Source organism: Novosphingobium sp. ST904, from assembly GCF_001298105.1.
In the GTDB taxonomy this organism is placed as follows: Bacteria; Pseudomonadota; Alphaproteobacteria; order Sphingomonadales; family Sphingomonadaceae; genus Novosphingobium.
This window is the reverse complement of record NZ_LGJH01000149.1, coordinates 65697-79236: the sequence shown is the minus strand read 5'-3', so window position 1 is coordinate 79236 and position 13540 is coordinate 65697. Positions and strand designations below refer to the sequence as shown.

Sequence of the window (13540 nt, the reverse complement as noted above, 5' to 3'; positions counted from 1 at the left end):
AAACAAAAAATCGCAGGATGCCACCATGACGACCTCAGTTCCAACAGGGCCAATTCCCTCCGCGTCCTACCCGCCGCCCCCGCGCCAGACGGCCAATCCGGCCCCGTTGCGCTCCGTGAACTCGCTGCGCCGCACCTCCAGCATCGATGTCGCCTGGCCCGATGGCGTGGACGGCCAACGCCTCTTCGTCGGCCGCGCGCGCGACTATTTGACCGGCCCGGACGGCACGGGGCGCTCGCTGGCCATGGGCGAATTCTCGCTGCGGATGACCGAGGACAAGACGATCACCCAGATCGCCGCCGATCCCGCTCCGGCAAGCATCGGCGCACTTGTGGGTGCCCGCGCCGGCGGCCATTTGCGCATGACTCTGCGCGAGATCATGCCCGAACTCATTGCGCAGGCCGATCCACTCTATCTCGTGCTCGACGATCTTTCCGGCACAGCGCTGGTCTCGTCCTTCGCATGGGGCCAGTGGTTTCCCGAGCGGATGGAAATACTCAGGCAGCGGCTTGGCGGGGGTAATGAAGACAACCCCGTGCTCGCCCAGCGCGCCAATGTCTGCTGGGGGCTGCAGGAGGGGAACAGCGGTGTCACCGGTGATGCCGCGCTGGACAAGGTGGCCGATGCCGATGCAGGCCAATTGCGCAACCCGGCCGATCCGGAGGCTGGCACGAATTCCTCGAACATGAAGGCCCAGGTTTCCGCCGCGCCCGCCGCATCGATGTGACGCGAGACGGCAACCTGATCCACATCGCCTCCGCCTTTCAGGACAGCGCCAGGCTGCGCGAAGGTGGCCGTGTCGCCATCCACGAATACAACCTTGGCGCAACCGTCGATGCCGAGACGCTGGAAGTGCTGAGCCTCGATCCCGAAGCGCGCATCCTGCCGTTCCGCGAATGCCCCGGCGCCGTCCATAACGTCGCGCGGCTCGTCGGGCGTAATCTGGGCCAGGTGCGCGAGGACGTGCTGGAGATGCTGCGCGGGCCGGAAGGCTGCACGCACCTCAACGACGCCCTGCGCGCGCTGGCCGATGTGCCAAGGCTTGTGGAGGAACTGCGCCAGCCGGCCTGAACTGATCGCGCAAAATCAAGCTCGTCATCCCCGCGCAGGCGGGGATCCAATTGTTCTCGAGGTGCGCGCAACCAAGGCGGGGCTCCCGCCTTCGCGGGGGCGACGGAGTGTTGATGGGTATAGTGTTTTGAACGGCCCGAAACACCCGGTTCCCTACCCCAACCGCAGCCCCATTTGACCCCCACGGTGCACCCTGCGTTCCCTGCTTGCTCCCCCGCCCGGCATCTGAAAGGCCGCGAGCAAGGACATGAAAACCGGGGGTTCGAGTGACCAAGACGGTCGTCACGCTGCAAGACAAGTACAGGCAGGGCGAGGGGCAGGTCATGCTCTCGGCGCTGCAGGGCGTGGTGCGCCTGCTGCTCGACCAGTCGCGGCGGGACCGTGCGGCGGGGCTGAACACGGCGGGTTATGTCACCGGCTATCGCGGCTCTCCGATCACCACGCTCGATGCGCAGTTGTGGGCCTCCGAAAAGCTGATCACCGAACATCATGTTCGCTTCGAGCCCGGGTTGAACGAGGAACTGGCGGCGACCTCGGTGCGTGGCACCCAGCAGCTCGACTGGTACGGCAAGCCCAACGTCGATGGCGTTTTTGCGCTCTGGTACGCGAAGGGCGTCGGCGTCGAGCGCGCGGGGGAGGCGATCAAGGCGGCGAACTTCGAAGGCACGCACCCGAAAGGCGGCGCGCTGCTGCTCTGCGGGGACGACCATGCGGCGAAGTCCTCGCTGACCGCGCATCAATCCGAACACGTGCTGATGACCGCGATGGTCCCGGTGCTCTACCCGGCAACGACCGACGAGATTCTCGGCTTCGGCCAGTTCGGCTGGGCGCTGTCGCGGGCCAGCGGGCTCTATGTGGCGATGAAGGCGGTGACCGACACGCTGGACCTGACCACGACCGTCACGCTGCCCGGACACAGATTCCCGATTGCCCTGCCGGAGATTCCCGCCGGGCCCTCTCCGAATTTGCGCATCGGGATGTCGGCGCTCGATCAGGAGAGAATGGTGATCGAGCGGCGCCTGCCGATCGTGCCACTTTTTCACCGCGCTCAATCGCATCGACCGCGTGAGTCACGAGGCGCCCGGCGCGCGGCTGACGGTGGTGAGCGCGGGCAAGGCCTGGCTTGATCTCTGCCAGGCGCTGGCAGATCTGGGGCTGGACGAGGCCGGATGTGCGGCGCTGGGGGTCAGGGTCGTGAAGCTCGGCCTTGTCTGGCCGCTCGACGTGACGTTCGTGCGGCAGGCCTGCGGGGGCAGCGCCGAAGTCATGGTGGTCGAGGAAAAGCGGCCCGTTATCGAGGACCAGATCGCCCGTCTGTTCTATGGCCGCGCCGATGCCCCGGCTCTTTCGGGCAAGACCACTCCGGGTGGCTCCGCACTGCTGTCCGAAGTGGGTGTGCTCGATGCGGCATGGTGCGGCGCGCGCTGATCGCGCGCATGGCGGCGCTGGGTATGCTGCACGATGACATAGCCGCGCGGGATGCCATGCAGCGTGAGCGGGAAGACTCCGCAGCCGTGCTCGAACGCACCGCGATCCGGCCGGCCTATTTCTGCTCGGGCTGCCCGCACAATACCTCGACCGTGGTGCCCGAAGGCTCGGCGGCGATGGGGGCGACCGGCTGCCACGGCCTTGCCCACTACATGCCCGAACGCAGCACCATGCAGACGGTGAGCATGGGGCAGGAGGGGATGCCCTGGATCGGCGCGCAGCATTTCGTCGATACGCCGCACATGTTCCAGAACCTCGGCGACGGAACCTACACGCACTCCGGCCTGCTGACGATCCGGGCCGCGGTGGCGGCGAAGAGCCGGGTGACGTTCAAGATCCTCTACAACGATGCCGTCGCCATGACCGGCGGTCAGCCCGCCGAAGGCGCGCTCAGTCCTGAACAGATCGTGCGGGAACTGGTGGTGGAGGGTGTCCACCCGGTGGTGCTGGTGAGCGAGGAACCGGCGCGCTTTGCTGCGTCCGATCTGCCCGCCGGAACCCGCGTGCTGCACCGCGATGAACTGGATGCGGTCCAGCGCAGCTTGCGTGATCTCCCCGGCACCAGCGCCATCGTCTACGAGCAGACGTGCGCCAACGAGAAGCGCCGCCGCCGCAAGAAGGGCGCCTATCCCGATCCCGACAAGCGGCTCTGGATCAACCCCGCGGTCTGCGAAGGCTGCGGCGATTGCTCGACGCAGTCCAACTGCCTCTCGGTCGTGCCGATCGAGACCGAGTTCGGCCGCAAGCGCGCCATCGACCAGTCAAGCTGCAACAAGGATTTCTCCTGTATCAAGGGCTTCTGCCCCAGCTTCGTCGAGGTTTCGGGTGGTACGCTCCGGAAACGCAGCATGGACGATGCCGCGCTGGCGCACATGGTCGCCGCTTTGCCCGAACCGGCGGTGGCGGACTTGTCGGGCGGAGCCTCCGCCATGCTGGTGGCGGGCATTGGCGGTACCGGCGTGCTCACGGTCGGCGCGGTGCTGGCGATGGCGGCGCAGCTGGAGGGCAAGGCCGCCAAAGTGCTGGATCAGACCGGCATGGCGCAAAAGGGCGGCGCGGTGGCGAGCCATATCCGGATCGGCGCCGATGCAGCGGCGATCCCCTCGGCACGGCTGGGTGCGGGCATGGCGGATCTGGTGATCGCCTGCGATCTGGTGGTGGCCTCATCACCCGAAGTCATGGCATTGGCGGGGCCCGATACGCGGGTGCTGGCGAACGAGGACGTGGCGCCTACCGGCGAATTCCAGCGCAACCCGGACCTTGATCTGACCGCCAGCCGCTTCCTGCGCGCCATCGGCAAGCGCGTCGATCCGGCGGGAATCGCCTCCCTGCGCGCGGGCTCGCTGGCGACGCGGCTCCTGGGGGACTCGATCTTCACCAATCTGATGATGCTGGGCTTTGCGGCGCAGAAGGGTCTGCTGCCGGTGCGGCTTGCCTCGGTGGAGGAGGCGGTGCGGCTGAACGGCGTAGCGGTGCGCGCGAACCTTGCAGCGCTGTCTGTGGGAAGATTGGCGGCTGCGGGCGGTGAAGACCTCTTGGCGCTGGCCGATGCGGGGCCTTCGGCGCCCGAGCCGCCGCGCGATCTGACCGCCCTGACCGCGCGTTACGAGCGCCTGCTGACCGACTGGCAGAACGCCGCCTATGCTGCGCAATACCGCAGGTTCATTGACGAAATCGCGGGCACATTTGCAGCGCGCGGGCTGGAGGACAGCGAACCTCTGCTGCGCGAGATCGCGCGCCAGCTTGGTCGGCTCATGTCCTACAAGGACGAGTACGAAGTTGCCCGTCTCTACAGCGCACCGGCCTTTCGCGCGGGCCTGTCTGACGCATTCGGCGGCAAACCTCGCCTAAAGGTCCACCTCGCGCCGCCGCTGTTGGCTTTCCGCAAGGATCGCAAGACCGGCCGCCCGCGCAAGATCGCGTTCGGAAGCTGGATTTTCCCGGCTTTCACGATGCTGGCGAAGGCAAGGGGATTGCGGGGAACATGGCTAGATCCCTTCGGCCACACCGCCGAGCGGCGGATGGAACGCGCCCTGATCGGCGAGTACCGCGACCTTGCCCGCCGGATCGCGGCGCAAGTGGAGGAGGCAACAATGGACACTGCCCTCGCGCTCGCCGCTACCCCCGCACGAATCGCCGGCTTTGGTGCGGTAAAGGAGGCCGGTGTCGCTGCCTGCCGCGCCCGCGTGGCCGAACTCTCGCCCGAACTCGAACCGGCCTGACCGCCGGGGCGGTATCTACCCGCCGAAAATTGCCGTGCGAAAGCGATTGCCGCACGACCGGGCCCATCGCCGCTGGAGGGGAATCGGCCCGTGAATAACATCCGCATCAACGTCTCGTTCGACATGCGCTCGCCCGATTGGGCAACGCCGACGCACGAACTCTACCGCGCGGCGATCGAGATGGCCGCCTTCGTCGACAGGATCGGTGCCGACCAGATCGGGCTGATGCAGCATCACGGTTCCGACGACGGCTACCTGCCGCAGCCGTTCACGCTGGCTGGCGGCATGGCGGCGGTTACCAGCCGCATCCGCTTCCTGCTGGGTGCGGTGGTGCTGCCGCTGCACGATCCGCTGGAACTGGCCGAACAGATCGCGATCGTGGACCAGATGTCCAACGGCCGGCTCAACGTCATCTTCGGTGCCGGCTATGTCCCGTTCGAGTTCGCCATGTTCCGCAAATCCCTGAAGGACCGGGCGCGGCTGATGGACGAAGGGTTGGAGATCATCCTTCGCGCGCTTCGTGGCGAGAAATTCGAATTCGACGGCCGCCCGATCTACGTGCGGCCGCTTTCCGTGCAGGCGCCGGAGGACATCGTCATGGTTGGCGGCGGCGTTCCCGCATCGGCCCGGCGCGCCGCGAAGTTCGGGGTCGGTTTCGGGCCGATGAAGGCAGAACTCGTGGACCTCTACCTGGCCGAATGCGAACGCCTTGGCCACCAGCCTCGCACCTATTTCCGGCCTGTTCCCGGCATGCCGCTTGCGGTTCACTTGTGCGAGATCCCGATGCCGGCTGGGAAGCGATCGCGCCGCATGCGGTCCACGTCATCACCGAATACGCCAAGTGGGCAGCGGCCGAGGGTGAGGATTCAAACTCCCCGTTCAAGGGGCTGACAGACCCGGCCGTGCTTCGCCACGCAGGCATGTTCGCGGCGTGGACGCCGGATCAACTCGTCGAAAAGGTGCGTTCGATGGGCGGCGCCGGGCAAATCGGATTCCAGCCGCTGTTGGGGGGGCTTTCACCGGAAGAAGGCTGGAAGAGCCTCAGGCTGCTGGAGGCGACGATGCCGCGCTTGAAGGAAGCGATGGGCTAGGGCCGGTACCGCTTTCGCAGGATTTCGAGGAAGGCGCTCGGCTGCTCGCCTGCGGCGTGCAGCAACCCGACCTCGCGGGCGAGTTCGAAGTCCCGCACCGGCACGAAGCGGACCGATCCGTCGGCAAAGCCTTCCGGCATCATTCCCACCCCCGCCCCGCTGCGGATCACCGCGAGGACGCGCTCGTCGCTAGTGGTCTTGAGGACGAAGCGGGGGCGGACGCCGCGCTGGGTGAAGAAGCGGTTGATCTCCGGCAGGGCCTCGCAGTGGCGGCGCAGTGCCATGCGGTCCTGCGCCAGTTGTTCGGCGAGAATTTCGGCCTCATCGGCCAGCGGATGGTCTGGCGGCAGCACCATCATGTAACGTTCGCGGGCGAGCACTTCCGGCCGATAGCGCGCATGGTGCGGCCGTATGACGGTAAGCGCCACGTCGATCCGCCCGCGTTCGAGACGCTCGGCAAGATCGCGTTCGCTGCCATCGAGAAGTTCGAGCGCCTCCCCCGAGCCTTGCAAGCGGTGCTGGGCCAAGGCGCTGCCGATCAGCTGTGTGGGAATCGTGTTGAGGACGCCCACGCGCAGCAGGCTCGCTTCCGCGGGCTGCGCGAGTTCTACCAGAGCATGCTCATACTCGGCGGCGATGCGGCGGGCACGGACGAGGAACCGGCTACCGGCGGGGGTCAGGGCAACGCGTTGGCGATCCCTGTCGAACAGGCGGGCGCCCAGTTCCCGCTCCAGCTTGGCGATACCGGCGGAAAGGGTGGGCTGCGTAACCGCTACGCTGCGCGCCGCACGGCTGAAATTGCCGGTTTCCGCCACGGCCAGGAAATAGCGCAGGAGATATTGGTCGATCATAGACACGATCTATTACGAAGGGCGGCAACTTTCAATTTCCGCTGCGGTCCTGGCATGTCTACACGGGAATGATAAGTCACTCGTATTGGGAAGAGGCCCGTTGGCCCGACTGGAGAATGAAGCATGAGCGCACCAGTGCTCCAGACCAGCCTGAATCTCGACAGTCCCGAAGCGCAGGCGCGCGATCGCCACAACCGGGCGCTCGTTGCCGAATTGCGCGGTAAAGTCGCCAGGGCGGCGCTGGGCGGTAACGAGAAGTCACGCGAACGCCACGTTTCCCGCGGCAAGCTTCTGCCTCGCGAGCGTGTCGAACGGCTGCTCGACCCCGGTTCGCCTTTGCTGGAACTGGGGCAACTGGCCGCCGAGGGGCTCTACGAGGACGACATTCCCGGCGCCGGACTGATCACCGCGATCGGCACCGTTTCCGGCCGGCAGTGCATGATCGTGTGCAACGATGCCACCGTGAAAGGCGGCACCTATTACCCGATCACCGTGAAGAAACACGTCCGCGCGCAGGAGATCGCGCAGGAAAACAACCTGCCGTGCGTCTACCTCGTCGACAGCGGCGGCGCCAACCTGCCGCACCAGGCCGAGGTCTTCCCGGATCGTGACCATTTCGGCCGCATCTTCTTCAACCAGGCGCAGATGTCCTCGAAGGGCATTCCGCAAATCGCCTGCGTCATGGGAAGCTGCACCGCCGGCGGCGCCTATGTCCCGGCGATGAGCGACGAATCCATCATCGTGAAAGAGCAGGGCACGATCTTCCTGGCCGGCCCGCCACTGGTGCAGGCGGCGACGGGGGAGGTGATCTCTGCCGAGGATCTGGGCGGCGGCGACCTGCACAGCCGCAAGTCTGGCGTGACCGACCATCTTGCCGACAATGACGAACATGCGCTGACCATCGTGCGCGATATCGTCAGCCACCTTGGCCCCGCCCATAATCACGACCAGCCGCTGCGCGAACCGCGGCCGCCCAAGTACGATCCCGAGGAACTCTATGCCGTAGTGCCCGAGGACGTGCGCGCGCCTTACGGCGTTCACGAGGTGATCGCCCGCATCGTCGATGCGTCCGAGTTCCACGAGTTCAAGGCGCTCTACGGCACCACGCTCGTCTGCGGTTTCGCGCATATCCACGGGCAGCCGGTGGCGATTCTCGCCAACAACGGCGTGCTGTTTTCGGAGAGCGCGCAGAAGGGCGCGCACTTCATCGAACTGGCCTGCCAGCGCCGCATTCCGCTGCTGTTCCTGCAGAACATCTCCGGCTTCATGGTCGGTGGCAAGTACGAGGCGGAAGGCATCGCCAAGCATGGCGCCAAGCTCGTCACCGCCGTGGCCACCGCCACGGTGCCGAAGATCACCGTGTTGATCGGCGGCTCGTTCGGCGCAGGCAATTACGGCATGTGCGGGCGCGCTTACGATCCGCGCTTCCTGTTCACCTGGCCCAATGCGCGCATCTCGGTGATGGGCGGCGAGCAGGCGGCCTCGGTGCTGGCCACCGTCCACCGCGACGCCGCGAAGTGGTCGCCCGAGGAGGCCGAGGCGTTCAAGGCCCCGATCCGCCAGAAGTACGAGGACGAGGGCAACCCCTACTACGCCACCGCGCGCCTGTGGGACGACGGGGTGATCGACCCGGCGCAGACCCGCGACGTGCTGGGCCTTGCGCTGGCGGCGTGCCTTGAGGCACCGATCCCCGAAAGGCCGCAGTTCGGCGTGTTCAGGATGTGATGGCGATGGCCGATAAGGATACTCTCTTCGTGCTCGATACCGACTATGCCGATCCGGCATTCGGCGGAGCGCGTCGCTTCTACTGCAAGGATTGCGTGACGGTGGAGGGCCTGCTGGCGCTGTTCCCGGAGCGGGCGGGCAAGATCGAAGTGGTCCGCGTGGGCTGGCCGCGACCGCGCGCGGCGGTGGTCGCCATGCTGGGCGAGGAAAACCAGAACCTCCCCGCGCTCGCCTTTGCCGAAGGCGGCTTCGCGGGCGATATCGAGGGCGTCCTTGCGGCGCTGCACACCCGTCACGGTTTCCCGGAGCGTCACCCATGATCCAGTCGCTGCTGATCGCCAACCGCGGCGAAATCGCCTGCCGCGTCATCCGCACTGCCCGCCAGATGGGCATCCGCACCGTTGCGGTCTATTCCGACGCCGACGCCGATGCGCTGCATGTGCGCGAGGCGGACGAGGCCGTGCATATCGGGCCCTCTGCCGTGCGGGAAAGCTACCTTGTCGGCGAGAAGATCATTGCCGCTGCGAAGCAGACCGGCGCCGAGGCGATCCATCCAGGCTATGGCTTCCTCTCAGAAAACGCCGCGTTCGCGCAGGCAGTGATGGACGCGGGGCTGGTCTGGGTCGGGCCGAACCCTTCGTCGATCACCGCGATGGGCCTCAAGGACGCGGCCAAGACGCTGATGGCGGAGGCCGGGGTTCCGGTGACGCCGGGCTACATGGGCGCGAATCAGGAGCCTGCCTTCCTGGCAGAAGAAGCCGCAAAGATCGGCTATCCCGTGCTCATCAAGGCCGTTGCCGGCGGCGGCGGCAAGGGCATGCGGCTGGTCGAGGCACCCGAGGCTTTCGTTGACGCACTGGCATCGTGCAAGCGCGAGGCGGCGTCCTCGTTCGGCAACGACCACGTGCTGATCGAGAAGTACATCGCCAGTCCGCGCCATATCGAAGTGCAGGTTTTTGGCGATAGCCACGGCAACGTCGTCCATCTGTTCGAACGCGACTGCTCGCTCCAGCGCCGCCACCAGAAGGTGATCGAGGAAGCTCCGGCGCCCGGCATGGATGCCGCAACGCGCGAGGCGCTCTGCGCGGCGGCGGTGCGTGCGGCCAAGGCGGTCGATTATGTCGGCGCCGGCACTATCGAATTCATTGCCGACGGTTCGGGCCCGCTTTCCGCAGACCGCATCTGGTTCATGGAAATGAACACGCGCCTGCAGGTCGAGCATCCGGTGACCGAGGAGATCACCGGCGTCGATCTGGTCGAATGGCAGCTTCTCGTCGCCAGTGGCCAGCCGCTGCCGAAATCCCAGGAAGACCTCACGATCGACGGCTGGGCGATGGAAGCGCGCCTCTATGCTGAAGACCCGGCCAAGGGCTTCCTGCCCAGCATCGGCAAGCTCGAACTGCTGGAGTTCGGCGATGCCGAAGGCGGCCGCATCGACACCGGCGTTTATGAAGGGGCCGAAGTTTCGCCCTTCTATGACCCGATGATCGCCAAGGTCATTGCCTGGGGCGAAGACCGTGACGAAGCGCGCGAACGACTGGGCGAGATGCTGGAGGACAGCGCCGTCTGGCCGGTGCGCACCAATGCCTCGTTCCTCGTGAAGGCCCTGCAGCATCCCGACTTCGCGGCGGGCAAGGTCGACACCGGCCTGATCGCCCGCGACGGCGAGGCCATGGCGCAGGCCCCGGTGCCTTCGGACGAAGTGCTGGAGGCTGCTGCCAATTCCCTGGTACCGGCAAATTCGTTGCCCGGTTTCCGCCTCAATGCTGCACCGGCGCGTAGCGCGTGGTTCTCGCTCGATGGCGAAAAGGTCGAGATCGCGCTGACCGGCGATGGCAGTGATGAGCCTGATGAAGGCGTGCTGGTCACCGAGCAGGGACAGGCCTGGCTGCTTACGCCGTGGCGCCGTGACGGTGTGCATGGCGGCGTCGATGCCTCGGGCGCGATCCTTGCGCCGATGCCGGGCAAGGTGATCGCGGTCGATGTGGCCCAGGGCCAGATCGTCACCAAGGGCCAGAAGTTGCTGACGCTCGAAGCGATGAAGATGGAACACACCCTGACCGCGCCGTTCGATGGCACGGTTGCCGAACTCAACGCCACTGCCGGGGCACAAGTGCAGGTCGAAGCCCTGCTCGCCCGGATCGAGGAGAGCGAATAATGCCGGGCAGGTTTTTCGACGAATGGACCGTGGGGGACCGGATCACGCACCAGCCCGGCCGCACGGTCACCGAGACCGACAACCTGATGTTTTCGGCCATGACGCACAACATGCAGCCGCTCCATCTGGACGTCGAATTCGCCAGGCAGAGCGAGTTCGGCCAGATCCTCGTCAATTCCACTTTCACCTTCAGCCTCGCCGTCGGCCTCTCGATTGCCGACACCACTGTGGGCACGCTCGTCGCCAATCTCGGCTTCGACAAGGTGGTGACGCCAAAGCCGACCTTCATCGGCGATACGCTCACCTGCCATTCCGAAGTGGTCGAAATGCGCGAGAGCAAGTCTCGGCCCACGCAGGGCATCGTCGTGTTCAAACACGAACTGACCAACCAGCGCGGCGAGACTGCGCTCTCTATGCTGCGCACCGTCCTCCTCAAGAAGCGCCCATCCTGACGCCCGGGCGTAATTCATCCGGTCGGCGAAGCTGGCACGGTCCGGGGAATAACCAGCATTACAACCTAGAATTCGGACCAATCCTCACCGGAGTTCGAGGGGCTGACCGCCAGGTTTCGGCTTACCGGCATAAGCGCGGGGCGTAGCGGGGCGGCCACCGGGGCGGGCGCCGCGCGCCGTGACAGGAGACGCACCGGTGCATTTGTACCCTGGTTCAGCCTGAAGCGCGCGGTCAGTCCGGCAAGTTCTTCCGCTTCCGAGGCCAGGCCGCGTGCCGCGGCGGCGGTTTGCTCGACCATGGCGGCGTTCTGCTGGACCATCTGGTCCATGCTGGCGACGCCGCCGCTGATGTCGGTCAAGGCCTCGGACTGCACTTCCGCCCCTTGGGCGATCGCATCGACCAGCTTGTTGATCTCGGCGATCCGGGTGCCGATCCGCTCCAGCATGCGGCCGGTCCGGCCTACCAGATCGACCCCTTCCGCGACTTGCGTGGACGACGTGGTTATCAGCCCGCGAATTTCCCGCGCCGCATCGGACGATCGCTGGGCCAGCGCCCGCACTTCGTTGGCGACGACGGCGAAACCGCGCCCGGCATCGCCAGCGCGCGCGGCCTCCACGCCCGCATTCAGGGCGAGCAGATTGGTCTGAAAGGCGATGCCGTCGATCAGGTCGGTGATCTGGTTGATCTGCAGCGAGCTCTTCTCGATCGCGTCCATCGCGGTAACCGCATTGCGCACGACTTTGGCACCGTCATCGGCGTCCCCGCTGGCCGCGCCGACCGCGATGCGAACCTCACCGGCGCTGCGTGCGGTGACTTCCACCATGCCCGTCACATGCTTCATGGAAGCCGAAGTGCGTTCCAGCGTGGCCGCCTGGCTTGCCGTGCGCTGCGCGAGATCATCCGACGCGGCGCGGATTTCGGCCGAACCGGTGCGCACGCTTTCGGCGGAGGACACGACTTGCGCCATGCTCGCTTCCAGACCGGCGACAGTGCGGTTGAAGCTGGCCCGCAGGCTTTCATATTCATCGGCGAAGGCGGTCTCCAACTTGACCGCCATGTCACCGCCTTCGAGCGAGAGCAGGCCGCGTTCCAGCGAGTCCACCATCTGCTGGCGGGTGGAGTTGAGCTGGAGTTCGACCGCATTGTCCCGGAATACCGCCATGGCCTTGGTCATCCGGCCCACGCAATCGCTGTGATCGGTGAAACGTATCGGGCTGACAAGATCGCCGGCAGCCAGCCCTTCCATGCGAACGACCGTCTCGACATAGGGATCGCAGATCAGTTTGCCGCTGATCTTCACAGTGACGAGCGACGCCGCGAGCGCCACGACCGCCAGACCGATTCCGGCCACGGTAAAATGTCGGGCGGCGAGGACCGAGCCGGCTGTCGAGAGCAGCCCCCACAGACCATGCACATAGAACAGGGTGCGGAACTTGAGCCGGATCGGCGCGTATTTTTCGAACCAGTTGAACATTCTCGGCCTCGCTGACCATTTTCCGCGAGGACATGTGCCTCCGGCGAGCCCGTGATGTACGCGGCATTTGCGAAGGATTGGCGGATGGCCGCTAAGGGGATTCAACTAGCGGCGCGGGCACCGCCGTGAAGGCGGGATCACGGTCCGGCACCGGAAGTACAAATTTTTCGGGGTGGTGGAGCCGGGGCGCCTTACATAGTCGGCGGAAGGTATGAACATGCCGGTGCAACACGCTTCCTGGGGCCTTACCGAGAAGGAGAAGCAGACGCTTCGCCTGATCGTGAGGGGGCATGACGCCAAATCCATTGCCCGCACGCTCGACCTTTCGGTCCACACGATCAACGAGCGGCTGCGCGATGCGCGGCGCAAGATGGCGGTGTCCAGCAGCCGGGAAGCGGCACGCCTGCTGCTGGAGGAGGAGAGTGACCGGACCGGCTTTCCGACCCCCGAACTGCTTGTGGACGCGCAAATCGGGGCAGACGCGGCGGCGCGCCCGGCGGATGGGGCAGAGGCGCCGATCGGCGGCGCAGGGTGGCTACATCGCCATCCCGGGATCAGCATCGGAGTTCTGCTCATGACCATTGCCCTCGGCCTTCTGGCGCTCGCCAGCCTCACGCAAGTTTCCGCGCCCCCATCGTCAGCACCGACCTCTGCGGTCAATCAGGAGGTCGTCGATGCGGCGCGCCAATGGTTGACGCTGGTGGATCAGGGCCGCTGGGAGGATAGCTACAAGGGCACCGGCTCCGCATTCCACAAGCTGAACACCCTGCAGGTATGGGCGGAAACTTCCGAACGGGTGCGGGTGCCGCTGGGGGCGGTGATCTCGCGCACCTTGCTCAGCCAGGAGAACCTGCCCGCGCCGCCTGCCGGCTATGAAGTCGTGAAGTTCCGCACCAGCTATGCCAACAAGGCGGATGCGGTGGAGACGGTTTCATTGGCGCGCGAAAATGGCGAGTGGCGCGTGGCGGGTGTGACCATCGAGTAGGTTGGGCGCGCGTACGGGGGCG

General features: G+C 66.0%; 14 protein-coding genes. 12 read left to right on the top strand and 2 right to left on the bottom strand.

Annotated features, from left to right (window positions below; genetic code table 11):
* Positions 1-25: 25 nt before the first annotated feature.
* The 7 genes from ADT71_RS33760 to ADT71_RS33750 all read left to right on the top strand — a co-directional run bounded on the left by ADT71_RS33760 (position 26) and on the right by ADT71_RS33750 (position 5872).
* A complete protein-coding gene (locus tag ADT71_RS33760) occupies positions 26-727 on the top strand; it encodes a hypothetical protein (protein ID WP_231635919.1) in 702 nt (233 codons plus the stop codon).
* Positions 724-1071 carry a DUF2889 domain-containing protein gene (locus ADT71_RS33755; RefSeq protein WP_231635918.1) on the top strand — a complete coding sequence of 116 codons (348 nt, stop codon included), beginning with the start codon at positions 724-726 and terminating at the stop codon, positions 1069-1071. Before ADT71_RS33760 ends, ADT71_RS33755 begins: the two co-directional genes overlap by 4 nt.
* A 266-nt stretch (positions 1072-1337) precedes the next feature.
* Positions 1338-2198: a hypothetical protein gene (locus ADT71_RS30440; protein WP_082370386.1), complete on the top strand. Its 861-nt coding sequence runs from the start codon at positions 1338-1340 to the stop codon at positions 2196-2198.
* Positions 2173-2499 carry a hypothetical protein gene (locus ADT71_RS32205; RefSeq protein WP_197283041.1) on the top strand — a complete coding sequence of 109 codons (327 nt, stop codon included), beginning with the start codon at positions 2173-2175 and terminating at the stop codon, positions 2497-2499. Before ADT71_RS30440 ends, ADT71_RS32205 begins: the two co-directional genes overlap by 26 nt.
* Positions 2481-4781, top strand: a complete 2301-nt coding sequence (locus ADT71_RS15750) for an indolepyruvate ferredoxin oxidoreductase family protein (protein WP_197283040.1) — start codon at positions 2481-2483, stop codon at positions 4779-4781. The genes ADT71_RS32205 and ADT71_RS15750 overlap by 19 nt, the downstream gene beginning before the upstream one ends.
* Positions 4782-4871: 90 nt before the next feature.
* Positions 4872-5672, top strand: coding sequence for an LLM class flavin-dependent oxidoreductase (locus ADT71_RS15745; RefSeq protein ID WP_231635917.1), 801 nt, complete (start codon positions 4872-4874; stop codon positions 5670-5672).
* Between the two features lie 11 nt (positions 5673-5683).
* Positions 5684-5872, top strand: a complete 189-nt coding sequence (locus tag ADT71_RS33750) for a hypothetical protein (protein ID WP_231635916.1) — start codon at positions 5684-5686, stop codon at positions 5870-5872.
* Here the strand turns inward: ADT71_RS33750 and ADT71_RS15740 are convergent.
* The gene (locus ADT71_RS15740) at positions 5869-6723 is read right to left on the bottom strand and encodes a LysR family transcriptional regulator (RefSeq protein WP_054438332.1); all 855 of its coding nucleotides are present in this window, start codon (positions 6721-6723) and stop codon (positions 5869-5871) included. The two genes, ADT71_RS33750 and ADT71_RS15740, sit on opposite strands and share 4 nt — an antisense overlap.
* A gap of 123 nt (positions 6724-6846) precedes the next feature.
* Between ADT71_RS15740 and ADT71_RS15735 the strand changes: the two genes are divergently transcribed.
* The 4 genes from ADT71_RS15735 to ADT71_RS15720 are packed head-to-tail and all read left to right on the top strand — an operon-like array spanning position 6847 to position 11058.
* On the top strand, positions 6847-8448 hold the full coding sequence (locus ADT71_RS15735; RefSeq protein ID WP_054438330.1) for a carboxyl transferase domain-containing protein: 1602 nt from the start codon (positions 6847-6849) through the stop codon (positions 8446-8448).
* 5 nt (positions 8449-8453) lie between these two features.
* Positions 8454-8768: a DUF3088 family protein gene (locus tag ADT71_RS15730; protein ID WP_082370387.1), complete on the top strand. Its 315-nt coding sequence runs from the start codon at positions 8454-8456 to the stop codon at positions 8766-8768.
* Complete coding sequence (locus ADT71_RS15725) at positions 8765-10606, top strand: acetyl/propionyl/methylcrotonyl-CoA carboxylase subunit alpha (RefSeq protein ID WP_054438326.1); 1842 nt, start codon at positions 8765-8767, stop codon at positions 10604-10606. The genes ADT71_RS15730 and ADT71_RS15725 overlap by 4 nt, the downstream gene beginning before the upstream one ends.
* Positions 10606-11058 (top strand): MaoC family dehydratase, encoded by a 453-nt coding sequence (locus tag ADT71_RS15720; protein ID WP_054438324.1) that lies wholly within the window; start codon positions 10606-10608, stop codon positions 11056-11058. The genes ADT71_RS15725 and ADT71_RS15720 overlap by 1 nt, the downstream gene beginning before the upstream one ends.
* A 65-nt stretch (positions 11059-11123) precedes the next feature.
* On the opposite strand, the gene ADT71_RS15715 is transcribed toward ADT71_RS15720, so the two are convergent.
* Entirely contained in the window at positions 11124-12533 is a 1410-nt protein-coding gene (locus ADT71_RS15715) for a methyl-accepting chemotaxis protein (protein ID WP_054438322.1), read from the bottom strand.
* A gap of 211 nt (positions 12534-12744) precedes the next feature.
* Here ADT71_RS15715 and ADT71_RS15710 point away from each other — a divergent pair, with 211 nt between their 5' ends.
* Positions 12745-13518, top strand: coding sequence for a DUF4019 domain-containing protein (locus tag ADT71_RS15710; RefSeq protein WP_054438320.1), 774 nt, complete (start codon positions 12745-12747; stop codon positions 13516-13518).
* The last annotated feature ends 22 nt before the right edge of the window (positions 13519-13540 follow it).

Coding starts and splice junctions, on each gene's coding strand:
- ADT71_RS33760 (WP_231635919.1), top strand. CDS start 26: ATGACGACCTCAGTTCCAACAGGGCCAATTCCCTCCGCGTCCTACCCG.
- ADT71_RS15750 (WP_197283040.1), top strand. CDS start 2,481: ATGGTGCGGCGCGCGCTGATCGCGCGCATGGCGGCGCTGGGTATGCTG.
- ADT71_RS15740 (WP_054438332.1), bottom strand. CDS start 6,723: ATGATCGACCAATATCTCCTGCGCTATTTCCTGGCCGTGGCGGAAACC.
- ADT71_RS15735 (WP_054438330.1), top strand. CDS start 6,847: ATGAGCGCACCAGTGCTCCAGACCAGCCTGAATCTCGACAGTCCCGAA.
- ADT71_RS15730 (WP_082370387.1), top strand. CDS start 8,454: ATGGCCGATAAGGATACTCTCTTCGTGCTCGATACCGACTATGCCGAT.
- ADT71_RS15725 (WP_054438326.1), top strand. CDS start 8,765: ATGATCCAGTCGCTGCTGATCGCCAACCGCGGCGAAATCGCCTGCCGC.
- ADT71_RS15720 (WP_054438324.1), top strand. CDS start 10,606: ATGCCGGGCAGGTTTTTCGACGAATGGACCGTGGGGGACCGGATCACG.
- ADT71_RS15715 (WP_054438322.1), bottom strand. CDS start 12,533: ATGTTCAACTGGTTCGAAAAATACGCGCCGATCCGGCTCAAGTTCCGC.
- ADT71_RS15710 (WP_054438320.1), top strand. CDS start 12,745: ATGAACATGCCGGTGCAACACGCTTCCTGGGGCCTTACCGAGAAGGAG.